This window comes from Pedobacter sp. SL55 (genome assembly GCF_026625705.1).
Lineage (GTDB): Bacteria > Bacteroidota > Bacteroidia > Sphingobacteriales > Sphingobacteriaceae > Pedobacter.
Map to the genome: position 1 here is coordinate 2,711,426 of NZ_CP113059.1, position 12,444 is coordinate 2,723,869.

Below are 12,444 nucleotides of genomic sequence, written 5' to 3' on the forward strand. Positions count from 1 at the left end.
TCAGTTTTAAAGTTTAATTATCAATAGGTTAAAAATTGAACTCAGGTTACGAAGTTTCAAAACTTCGTAAGTCTATAAATCATAAACACAAAAGGAGCAAAATCATTTGCTCCTTTTGTGTTCTTATACATTTCGTCATTTGCGAGGCACGAAGCAATGCCGTATAATGAATGATTTTTACTCCTTTACCAACTTAATTTGATGATCTGAGAGGGTAATCAAACGTTCTTTGTACAAACCACCAATGGCTTTTTTAAAAGCACTCTTACTTACCTGAAACCTATTGTAAATTTCTTCTGGAGAGCTTTTATCGCCTAAATTAATTTCTCCAACTACTTTAAGCTCTTCTAAAATATAATCTTTAGTGTCTAAGATATGGCTAAAGCCTGATGGTTGTAAGGTAAGGTCAATTTTGCCATCTACTCTAATAGTTTTGATCCATCCTGTGGTTCTTTGTCCTGGTTCTACCATAGAAAAAACTTCGTTATGGTACAGTAGGCCAATAAATTCATCGTTAATAATGGCATTGTAACCCAAGTCAGATTTGTCTACAATTAACAAATCTACGCTGTCGCCCTCGTCAAAATCATAGCCGTCATGGGCTAAAAATTCATCTACTTTAGAAGAGGCCAGTAACCTGTTAGATTGATCATCTACAAAAACATACACTACATAGCTTTCGCCAAGTTCCATTGGTTTTTTTTGCTCTCTTTTTGGGACGAACACGTCTTTATCAACGCCTATATCCACAAATGCACCATCATCATTTACACTAACTACAGTGAGCAAAGCAAACTCATCGGCAGTTGCCAAAACTTCTTTTAAGGTGGCTACCGTATTGCCATCTTTATTAAGGTAAATAAAAGCATCTACATCATCGCCTAACTCAATGTTTTTAGGCACTTCGGCAAAAGGTAAAAGTACCTCGCTGTTACCATCTGTTAAACTTAAACCCTGACTGTTTTTTGCCGCTACCCTTAGTTTGTTGTATTTGCCTATTGTTATCATTTCTTGTTATTGATTTACAAAGGTAGCTTTTGGTATTCACTTTCGGTAATAAACCTAATGGAACGGTTTAGTCCGCAGTCCCCATAAAATATCCTATCGTGTTGATGTAAATGTTAGCAATCGTAATTTTTCAAAAACTACAGCAGCACGCCTTTTAAGAATAGCAGCGCAAAAGAAAAATAGATGATTAAGCCGGTTACATCTACCAAGGTAGCTACAAACGGGGTAGAAGAGGCAGCTGGATCTGCACCCAATTTTTTAAGAAGCAAAGGCAGCATAGAACCCATTAAGGTACCCCACAATACTACCCCAACTAATGAACAACCTACTACCAAGCCAATACGGATGTAATGTTCGCTAAAGCCAGGCATAACAATATGCCATGCGCCAATTACAGAAAAACTCAATAAACAAAGTGTAGAGCCTAGAAAAATTCCCGAGAAAATTTCTCTGCGCATTACGTTCCACCAATCTTTAATGGTTACTTCGCCTAGCGCCATGGCCTGTATAATTAATGTTGCCGCTTGTGAACCGCTGTTGCCGCCGCTAGAAATAATTAAAGGTATAAAAGTAGCCAGAATTACTACTTTGGCTATTTGATCTTCGAAACCCGACATGGCCGCAATTGTAAGTAATTCGCCAAAAAACAGCACAATTAACCAAACCACACGTTTTTTATAGAGTTGAAATACAGGTACGTCCAAATAAGGTTCGTCAAGCGCCTGTGTACCCCCCATTTTGTGCATGTCTTCGGTATATTCTTCGTGTGCTATCCATAAAATATCATCTACGGTAACAATACCCAAAAGCACATCTTGGTCGTCTACCACCGGTAGTGCCACACGATTATTCATCTTAAACACATTGATCGCCTCTTCTTGCGGATCGTTTACGTTTAAAGAAATGAGGCGGTTATCTGTTAAATCTCCAATTTTAGCTTCGGGATCTGATAAGAGAATTTCACGAATTCGGATATCATCCAACAAAATACCATCTTTATCGATAACGTATACCACATCTATCGTTTCGGAGTTTTTCCCGTACCTACGGATATGTGAAAGCACACGTTGTACCGTCCAATCTGTTTTTACGGCAATAAAGTCTGGGGTCATTAAGCGGCCTACACTGTCTTCGGCGTAACCCAACAGGTTTAACGCTTCTTTTCGGTCGTGATCTGGCAATAGCACCAAAAGTTTTTTAACGGCGTCGCCCTTCAATTCGCCAAAAAGTGCCGTTCTATCGTCGGGTGGTAATTGCCTAATAATTTCTGTTAGTTTATTGGCCTGTAGTTTTTTAATGATCCGCTCTTGCGTAGGGAAATCGAGGATACGAAATACATTTACTGCTCGCTTGCTAGATAGCGTTTCTATAAATTTAACTGCATGCTGTGGAAGTTCATCTATAAGTTCCTCTACATCAGAGATGTTGAGTTCGTTGAGATAGGTTTTTAGCTGTCTATCGCTTTCATTTTCTAACAAATTGATTACTTCTTCTACTTGCAGTTCTTCCATAAGCGCTCAGTTTTATTGTATGCACTGCAAAGTTGCGGTTTTATTTTTAAAATGGGCTTATGTGCTTCATGTTTTCTTAGCTAATATCAAAGCTAGTTCCAAATAAAAACTTGTTATTTAGTAATTATTGGTTTAAAAGGTGTTTTATAGTTAAGTGGGCCACTGTTTTGATAGACATTGCTGCGTTTTAAATTTGTTAGCATTATCATAAAATTGGTCAAATTATTTAGATAGATATTTTTTCTGCCTTGGGTTATAAAATATTAACTGCAAAAAGTTATTTTTGACTGTCTTTTAAATATTTATTAGAAATGCCAATTAATCAAAGTAGCTACTAAACTACTGTCCTAAACTTAACCTCTTTGCTATTAATGAGATTTATATTTCTAATTTTATTTAGTTGCTTCTTTTTTAACGGAATAATTTGTGCGCAAGAAACACCCCGAAGTTCTCAATATATCTTCAACAATTTTTTACTTAACCCGGCATTGTCTGGTATAGATAGCTACATAGATTTAAAGATAGGGTATAGGCAACAATGGAGTGGTGTAGAAGGTGCGCCAACTACACAGTACATTTCAATTAATACGCCCATTGGCGATGACTATATCAGAAGTTCTATCAATTCTTTTTCTAGTAACGGTTACAATCCATTAAGCAGAAGTTTAGTTAACTCTTACACGGCAGCAGCACCTCATCATGGTTTTGGACTAATAGCCATGAACGACAAGGCAGGTTTGCTAAGACAAAATAGCGTGAGCGCAACGTATGCCTATCACTTGGGTTTAAGCAGCAATGTAAATCTTTCGGTGGGTGTGGCTGCGGGTTTTCACTCGTTGGGTTTAAAGGTTGATGATATTTCTGCAGAGCATGAACAAGATCCATTGTTTGGTGCAGATTACAACAACAGGTTAAGGCCCGATTTGGGTTTTGGTTTATGGTTGTACGGACCTCGGTTTTTTGTGGGTGCTTCTGCCAAACAGATTATTGGGAACAGAACTGTAATAGAAAATAATTCGGCGGTAGTTTATCCCTATCAAAGCCCATCAATTTATGCCACTACTGGTTACAAGATATTCTTGGATGAAGAGATTGCAATGATTCCTTCTATACTGGCCAGTTATTGGAAAAATGCTCCGCCAGCAATTGATGTAAACTTAAAGCTAGCCTATCAAGATAAGTTTTGGTTGGCGGGTAGCTATAGAAACAACGATGCTTTTTCTTTTTTAGCAGGCTATAACTTTGGCTCTTTAATTAACGTAAGTTATTCTTACGATGTAAATACATCGGCATTGAGGCGAGTAAATAAAGGTACCCACGAGATTGGTATTGGCTTTTTGCTTAACAATACTTACGATGTACGCTGCTCTACCAGACAGTTTTAACGTAATAGAGTAATGCTACCGCTTATTGGTTTACATTCTGCTCGTAAATCTATCACATAAAAATAAGCACCTGCCGGAAGTTCTTTTCCTCTAAAAGTACCATCAAAAGGCTTGGTGTAATTGCCTGTAGCTTCGTAAATTAACTGGCCACTTCTAGAATAAATTTTGATGTTGTTGCCTTTAAAATCTGGAAGGCCTTTGAGCATCCAAGTGTCGTTAAGTCCATCGCCATTTGGCGTAATTACGTTGCCAATTTCTAAGTTGTCATGTGTTACCTCAATATGTACTCTAACGAAATCGCTAATACATACGCCTAGTTTACGTCTAATGAAATATTCGCCCGTTTTGCTTACTTTAAAATTAAATATCCCGTTGGTGCTTTCTAAAATAGGATATGCATCTTCCAAACTAGCAAATAACTGATAGGTACCTTCTTCTGGGCCAACAATAGGTAAGGTAATGTCAGATACATAACACACACGAATATCTTTGGCTACTGGGGTTGATAATGGAAAATAAATATCTCCAACGGTATAGGCTTCGCTAATGGCAATACCACAGGCCGATCTGTCTTTTACTTCCAATCGATAAGTGCCGCCACCTACGTTGGTTAAATCTCTAGTGGTTTGTACTACCTGTCCGGCATCATTTAACCATCTATAAGTGTAGTCGCCCAAACCACCAGTAATTTGCATGCCCCTAACTGAGCCACGTTGTAATCCACAACCGTCATCGGCCACGGTAGCGCTACCCGGCTGTATCACTAATTTAGGTGTAGCGTTAATGGTAAATGGCCCCAAAACAGTTTGGCAGTTGTTGGTGTCGTAAAGAAATAAATTGTACGAACCTACGGGCAAATCTTTAATTTCCCTTAGCATTCCAACAAAGTCATTTCCCATTTCATCTTTCCATTGGTAACGTATAGGTGCTGGGTAGTTAAATGTAAAGGGGTTGAAGTTTAAGGAAATACTTCCATTGTTTAACTCGCAAGTGGTATTAATAACTGTAGAAGAAGGTGCAAAAACTTGAGGAACTTGCAACGGTACCGTAAAGGTGCGGGTATAAAAACAAACAGATGTACTATTACTTGCCTTTAAGGTGTATACGCCAGGAGCAAGGTCGGCTATCCTAACCGATACACCCGTTGCGTATGCGCCAAGTGCTATGGTTTCGCCAGTTGATGCTTTGATCCATTCATATCTGTCGGCGTTGGATATGCTTACGTTGTCTATTACGCCATTGTTTAAACCACAAGTTCCAGGGGTAATGGTGCCGCTGCTAATTACAATGATATTGTTTATACCTATGCTAAAGGTTCTGCTTACCGCAGGACAATTTCCTTCGTCAGAAACAGTAAGTGTATAAATTCCTCCTTCTACATCAATCAAATCTGCATCGTTTCCAACCACTACATTAACTACTATACCCGTAGCTGGATCGTGTCTGTACCATTTATAAGTAATGTTTCCTGTGGCATCGCCAATGGTAATACCCTTAACCGATCCGTTTGCTATTCCGCATGAGGCAGGTGTGATTAAAATGCCCGTATTATTGATAATTGGACTTGGTCTTCTGGTTATCACCACAGGATCCGATTCTAGCGAACAGCCCGATTGGTCTGTAGCTTTAACCCTATAAGTTCCTTCGGGTAAATTAGCAGGGTTATTTAAGCTTACTACGGTTCCAGCTGCGTTAATCCATTCGAAGCGTATGGCACCACTACCTCTTAATACTTCGGCGGTAAAAGTAAAACTTGTTTGTCCGCAGTTTGGCGCTGGTACGGTTACCGTGGGTTTAGTTAATTTTTGGTCTCTAACAGAGAAAATATGAGCAAAAGCCTTGCAGCCATCATCTATTGTTACTTCGTAAGTGCCAACATCTAAATTATTTACGCTTTGTGTATTTCCCAATGGGATACGTGTACCATTGCTCTCTATTTTTACCCAGCTAAAAGTAAAGCCTTCTCTTTCTTCTGGAATAGTAATTGAACCATTGGCAGCGCAGGTAACATGGCTAATGATAGCTTCGTTGGGCAGTAATTGCGCAGTGGCAAAAGGGGAGGTAGTAGCCACCAATAAACTTGCCGTAGCAGTTACTTTTTGGCTTAATGTAGCATTATATTCCCAACGTCCGTCACTACCGGCCTGCACCGTAGCAATGTAAGTTTTGCCTTCGCATAAATCGTTACAGTTGTGGGTATAAAAGAGCTCTACCTCAGAATTTGGGGTGGCCTTGCCAGATACATGCGAGCCATTTTGTTTCAGTATTTGGATGGTTGGCTGTAAGATTGTCAACGTTTTTCCTATGCCAAACGTTCGGTTGCAATACATACTGTTTCTGGTAATTTTTACTGGCTTGGCAGAAACCGTTTCTATGCCATAATTATTGTTGGCAATGGTATTGCGCTCCGCAGTAGTTGCTCCACCAATAGTTCCAACACCATTATTTTCTATTTTTATACCAATGCCATTACCCAAGTTCACATTGCCAGTAGCAGCATCTGTACCAATAAAATTTCCAGTTAAAATAAAATCCGAATTGGTAATTGAAATACCAACCGTTCTATTACCACCAACTATATTGTTGCGGATGTATAATGCCGTATTTGTAGCATCTACCTTTATCCCAGCAATTTCTAAAGAAGAAGAAGAGAGAAATAAAGGCAGCTCATGAAAATCTTTCTCTCCGCTATGGTCTACACCAACCTTATTATTGATGATGTTAATATCAAATCGAGTAGTGGTATAATTGTAGCGTTTAATATCGAGGTTAATTCTGTTGGCTGCAATGGTGTTACCTTCGCCTGCATTATCTCCACCTACGTTCAAAGAGCAGTCGTAAAGACTAGCGGCTACGCCTATTACATTGGAGGCTGGTGTTACACCATCGTATAAAACTCCAATTAAATTAGATTGAATTTTAATATTGGATAAGGGCGGTGCAACCGTATAAAAATAGTTGTTCTGGATTAAAATACCATTGATATTTCCAATCAGCACATTGCCTTTTCCTGGTGCACCAATGGTAATATCGCTTGCACGGTAATCAATGGAAATGGCCGAACCTTGAGCCATATTTACATTTTGCAGGTTGCTGATGGTGGCAAAATTTCTGATACACAATCCGTAAATACCAACGCCGGTGGTAGAGTTATCAACCCCAATATTTCTGCCAATGGTTAGAGGGGTAAATGTTGGAGTGGTATATTCTGGCTCTATAATAATTTTAGCCCCCGAAACTCCCAATGGTGCCCACGAAGTTTGCGAACTACCATCAATTACTGTATTAGAAGTAATGTTTGGTAATGTAGTTCTTAGCCTAATGGTTCGGTTGGCGTAATCGTTGCCATCGCCAGGTAACTGAAAGTTAATGGTAAATACAGCGGTTCTATTTGGCATTCCTGCATTGGTTAATGCTTCCCGTAAGGTGCCAGGGCCACTATCAGCAATGCTGGTTACAGTATAAGTTTGGGCTTTAGATATCGTGCTACTGCATAAAATCAGTACAAATATGAAGAAGGTAAATTTAAAGATGCGCATGCTGAAGATTTCGCAACTAAAATATCATTTTAAAACACCATTTCAAAGTGTAAAATTTTGATGTAAAATGGAGGCATTGATTGATTTCAAAATGCAGCACTGAATTTGCAGCTAGCATATCCTTTTAGCATCCTCGTTAAGTTGTTGATTTTTTTTAACTATTGCCATCGGTTTTTTGGCTGCTTATTGCCGTTGGATTTAAGCAAGCTCATTGTTGCTAATTTTAAGCTGCTCATTGCCGTCGGTTTTAACCGACGGTAAATAATTAGAAAATAAAGACATTTAATTCCACATCAAATGCGAACTTTGCGCCCTTAAACAATAATTAAGGATATAAAATACTCATGTATCCAAAATACAACACAGATGAGTATTCCATGTGAGCTTTAAAAACAAACCGAGTTTACGAGTTCATTAATTACAAATAAAAAACATAAACAAAGCATTGATAAATTATACAAATATGAAAAGAGTTGTCGTTACGGGTTTAGGAACTATTAATCCGCTAGGCCATAACATTGCCGATTTTTGGACAAATATTGTTAATGGCAAAAGTGCCTGCGAAACGGTGACGAGATTTGATGCTTCGCGTTTCCGTTCGCAAATGGCCTGCGAAGTACAAGGCTTTAACGCTGCCGAACACCTAGACAGAAACGAAATTAAGCGTACAGATTTATTTACGCAATATGCTTTATACGCTGCGGCACAGGCTATGGAAGATTGTGCGATAGATTTAACTACCATCGATCCATTTGATTTTGGTGTAATTTGGGGTAGTGGGCAAGGCGGTATGCAAACCTTCGAAACGGAAGTAGAGAATTATGTAAAGGGTGATTATAATCCACGTTTCAATCCGTTCTTTATTCCTAAGTTATTGGTAAACATGGCTTCGGGTTTAATTTCGATGAAGTTTGGTTTACAAGGAATTAACTATACGCCGGTTTCTGCTTGCGCTACAGGTAACAATGCCATCATGGATGCTTTTAACTATATTAGAATGGGTAAAGCGAAGATGTTTGTAACAGGTGGTTCTGAAGCTGGTATTACTCCTGCATCTTTTGGTGGTTTTGCTGCGCTAAAAGCGATGTCGCATAGAAATGATGACCCACAAACAGCTAGCCGACCTTTTGATAAAGATAGAGATGGTTTTGTGATGGGCGAGGGGGCTGGTGCTTTGATCTTGGAAGAATATGAGCATGCGAAAGCTAGAGGTGCAAAAATTTACGCTGAGGTAGTAGGTGCAGCCATGACTGCCGATGCTTACCATATTACGTCGCCACATCCAGAGGGCATTGGTGCCGCAAAGGCCATGAATTTGGCTTTGGAAGAAGCTGGTGTAAAACCAGAAGAGTTAGATTATTTGAACCTTCATGCTACCTCTACACCAGTTGGCGATTTAGCCGAACTTAATGCAGCGCATTTGGTTTTTGGTGCTTCGCAGAATTTGCACATCAGTTCTACCAAATCTATGACTGGCCACTTGTTAGGTGCTGCGGCTGCAATTGAAGCGATCATCGCCATCAAGAGCATCAATGATAATATTGTGCCTCCAACCATTAACGTAGTAGAACCAGATCCAGAAATTCCTGCAGGTATGCAATTGGTATTTAACAAAGCCGTGCATAAAGAAGTGAAAACCGCGATGAGTAATGCTTTCGGTTTCGGTGGACACAACAATACTGTAGTGTTTAGAGAGTTAGTTTAGTTTTGAAGACTTACGAAGTTTTTAAACGGCGAAGCCCTCAACTTTACCGTTGAAAAACAATAATGACTAAAGTTAAACTTCGTAAGTCTAAGCTAATTCAATAAAACAAAGAAGCCCCGAATTGTTTAATTCGGGGCTTCTTTTGTTATGGTAAACGTTGTGAAGATTATTTCACACCATGCATTAATTTCTTAACAATAGGGCCTAAAACAAATGCAAAAAGCGAAGCGCCAAGAGATACTGCGGTTAGTATCCAGAAAAAATAGCTGTAGCCTTTTTCATCTGCTACACTTTCTGAAACTTCTCCGAAGATACCTGCTAATTTATTACCAATTGCTACCGCTAAGTACCACACACCAAACATGATCGCGATCATTCGTCCTGGTACCAGTTTACTAACGTAAGATAGCGCAACTGGCGAAACGCAGAGTTCGCCCATGGTATGGAATAAGTAAACAAATACCAACCACATCATACTTACTGAGGCAGATTTAGCACCAGCAGGTATAGAAGCTGCACCGATAGCAACAAAAGCCATACCTATACCTAAAAACAGCATTCCGATAGCATATTTGTTGTTTGCAGAAGGATTATATTTACTGCTCCACCATTTAGAGAATAAAGGCGCTAAGGTAATGATGAATAATGAATTTAGAATGTTAAACCAACTAGCGTTGATTTCTGTTGCCGCTACTTTAGAAACTATGGTAGCTTTAGTAGCAGAAGTTTGGTTGTTGTCGTATTTGATATTGTGGGTAACTAAGATATCTTTTGCATCGCCAACTTTTAAGCCTTCTTTTTCGCCTTTGGCTAATCTAATTTCTCTCTTAATGGTTGCGCCAGCTGTAGTGGTAAACTCAACCTCTGCATAGCTAACCAAAGTTCCAAAAGCCCCAGGTTTTTCTTTATCTGTAATGTTGATGATCTTGCCATTAAAAACATCGCCAATATAGTTCTTGTTTTTATCAATTAAGGCGTTGTTTTCTACAGTTGCATCTGCGCTACCTGCATAAAAAGAAGTGCTTTCTACATCAATAATAGCAACTTGATCTTTGTCGTTGTAAGCTTCAGATGATACTACTTTTCCAGTGTTAACAACACCATTAGCATTTTGATATTGTACATTGTAGGAAGTAGATTTATATTCGTTTACCACCATCCAAATTGCAATTCCCCAAATAATTAGGAAACTCAAGCCTAAAATAATGTTTGATAATTTGTACTTGCTGAATGTTTGTCCGAAGAGTTTGAAAAGCACCCAGGTAATGATTGCCAAAGGACCAAGCGTGATCAAAGAGTTTACGAATTTGAAGATTGTTCCAGAAGTTCCTTCTAAAATTCTCTGTGTATAATCTTTTGCAAATAAGGTTAAAGATCCAGGAGCCTGTTCAAAGATAGACCAAAAGATCATGGTAATAATTGCAAAGAAAACAATGGCAATCATTCTATCTTTAAGGATTTTGTCATATCTAGAAATTCTTGAAACCAATAGGATTAAGAATAAAACAAGTGCTGTTAAAATGATAAGGTTACTGCCGTCAATTCCAAATAAATTGAAACTGAAAAGGTTTGTTGTTCCTTCAGATATTTTATTCACAGGATCGTTTAAAATCCACGCTAAACCTAAAACGATACAAGCTACAATTAATGTCATGTGAAAGCCTGTAAACGGATTTAGTTTACCGCCTTCTTGCACTATATTGACCGCCGCTGCTTTTTCTTCGGCAGTTGGTTTTACCGGTTTAAGTCCAATATTTCCAAAGATGTCTTGAGCAAACCAAAACTGTAATAAGCCAAATAGCATGAAAATACCAGCTACGCCAAAGCCCCAGCTCCATCCAATTTTTTCGCCTAAATAACCACAAAGCATAATGCCAAAAAATGCACCTGCATTTACACCCATATAGAAAATGGTGTAAGCGCCATCTTTCTTCTCCGGAAAGTCTTTGTACATTTCTGATACAATGGAAGTCATGTTAGGCTTAAAGAAACCACTGCCAAATACCAAGAAAAGTAAACCTGCGTAAATGAAAAACGAGGTTTCTAATGCCATAAAAGCATGGCCCAGTGTCATTAGTAGGGCGCCAACCACTACCGCCCAGCGGATACCAATTACCTTATCGGCAAAATAACCACCTAACATGGTAGATAGGTATACTAATGCGGTATAGGTCCCGAAAATAGCTAGGGCATGTTCTTTAGGCCAGCCCCATCCGCTGTCTAGTACAGAAGCAGTGAAAAATAATACCAATAGTGCCCTCATACCGTAGTACGAAAAACGCTCCCACATTTCGGTAAAGAAAAGCACAAATAAGCCCGATGGGTGTCCTAATACTTTACTCTTGAAAAAATCGTTTTGATTTTCTGCAGTAGTTGTTTGCATAAATTATTAAATAAGTTAGTCTTAGTTTTTTATAAAAATTGGTTGCAATATAGGCTAATACATTTATATTTCATTAATAAATTAATGTTTGCCTTTTTGCAATAAGGTAGTTGCTTTGCGTGGCGGGCTGTACAATTCGTCTAAACTAGAAGCGTCGTTTCTCAATTCTACGTTCTCTTTAAAGTAAAGCCTAGGGTAGCTAATCGAATAACCATCAAAGCTAGAATCAGATACGTAATACTCCATATTGCCTTCCATATTGTTCTCGTAAGGTGCCAAATGGTCAAAAACAATCATGTTTACCTGTTTGTCGAAAGTAAGTGTCATCGAGTTCATTTTATTATACTCGAAAACCATTCTGTTTCTATTGGTTGCTTTCTTTTTAATCTCGAAAATGCTCTTCCCAAAAATGGCCTGATCTTTTTCGAATGATAATACCTCAATTACTTTTTTTGTGGTCTTGTTGTTGTTGCCTTTCCATCCAAGTAAAACGTAATAAGGATTTTTGCCCGGATAAGTGACAGGGATGATTTCGTAATAACGGGCTCCAAACCAGTTTTTTTGGTTGGTAATGGCATTATCGTCGGTAAAGTTTTGGGTGTTGTCATTCAACGGAATTAGCTTTAGTGAACCGTTTTTAGTTGCCATTTGAATGGTTCCGTAAAACTTATAGCTGCCATCGGCAAAAGGTAGCGACCATGTAATGACCCTAAAAGCTTGGTTGGGAGATTTTAAAAAAGAGACATTGTTTGCCAGCGAATCGAAATTAAATTGAAAAGAATGTGGTGTTTTAAGCGCACTGATTAATTTTTTAACAAACATGGTGTTGTAAGCAATGCGTTCTACATCGTCTTTTACACTAACTGTAGAGTCGCTATAGGCTGATAAGCTGTCTTGAGCCATACGAAGCTGG

7 protein-coding genes are annotated in these 12,444 nt (G+C 38.7%); 2 read left to right on the plus strand and 5 right to left on the minus strand.

The features are described from left to right. Nucleotides 1–177 precede the first annotated feature (177 nt). Both OVA16_RS12245 and mgtE read right to left on the minus strand, forming a co-directional pair. Entirely contained in the window at nucleotides 178–1,008 is an 831-nt protein-coding gene (locus OVA16_RS12245; protein WP_267759753.1) for a S1 RNA-binding domain-containing protein, read from the minus strand. A gap of 137 nt (nucleotides 1,009–1,145) precedes the next feature. Beyond that, nucleotides 1,146–2,519 carry a magnesium transporter gene (gene mgtE / locus OVA16_RS12250; protein ID WP_267759756.1) on the minus strand — a complete coding sequence of 458 codons (1,374 nt, stop codon included), beginning with the start codon at nucleotides 2,517–2,519 and terminating at the stop codon, nucleotides 1,146–1,148. Nucleotides 2,520–2,890: 371 nt separating this feature from the next. Here mgtE and OVA16_RS12255 point away from each other — a divergent pair, with 371 nt between their 5' ends. Then, nucleotides 2,891–3,904: a type IX secretion system membrane protein PorP/SprF gene (locus OVA16_RS12255; RefSeq protein WP_267759758.1), complete on the plus strand. Its 1,014-nt coding sequence runs from the start codon at nucleotides 2,891–2,893 to the stop codon at nucleotides 3,902–3,904. On the opposite strand, the gene OVA16_RS12260 is transcribed toward OVA16_RS12255, so the two are convergent. Next, on the minus strand, nucleotides 3,901–7,443 hold the full coding sequence (locus OVA16_RS12260) for a gliding motility-associated C-terminal domain-containing protein (RefSeq protein WP_267759760.1): 3,543 nt from the start codon (nucleotides 7,441–7,443) through the stop codon (nucleotides 3,901–3,903). The genes OVA16_RS12255 and OVA16_RS12260 overlap by 4 nt on opposite strands. 463 nt (nucleotides 7,444–7,906) lie before the next feature. On the opposite strand from OVA16_RS12260, the gene fabF reads away from it, so the two are divergent. After that, nucleotides 7,907–9,148, plus strand: a complete 1,242-nt coding sequence (gene fabF / locus OVA16_RS12265) for a beta-ketoacyl-ACP synthase II (RefSeq protein WP_267759763.1) — start codon at nucleotides 7,907–7,909, stop codon at nucleotides 9,146–9,148. A gap of 166 nt (nucleotides 9,149–9,314) precedes the next feature. Here fabF and OVA16_RS12270 read toward each other — a convergent pair whose 3' ends face one another. Together OVA16_RS12270 and OVA16_RS12275 are read right to left on the minus strand one after the other, a co-directional pair. Further along, nucleotides 9,315–11,531: an oligopeptide:H+ symporter gene (locus OVA16_RS12270; RefSeq protein WP_267759765.1), complete on the minus strand. Its 2,217-nt coding sequence runs from the start codon at nucleotides 11,529–11,531 to the stop codon at nucleotides 9,315–9,317. An 81-nt stretch (nucleotides 11,532–11,612) separates the two neighbouring features. Continuing rightward, nucleotides 11,613–12,434, minus strand: coding sequence for a hypothetical protein (locus OVA16_RS12275; RefSeq protein ID WP_267759767.1), 822 nt, complete (start codon nucleotides 12,432–12,434; stop codon nucleotides 11,613–11,615). Between the last annotated feature and the right edge of the window lie 10 nt (nucleotides 12,435–12,444).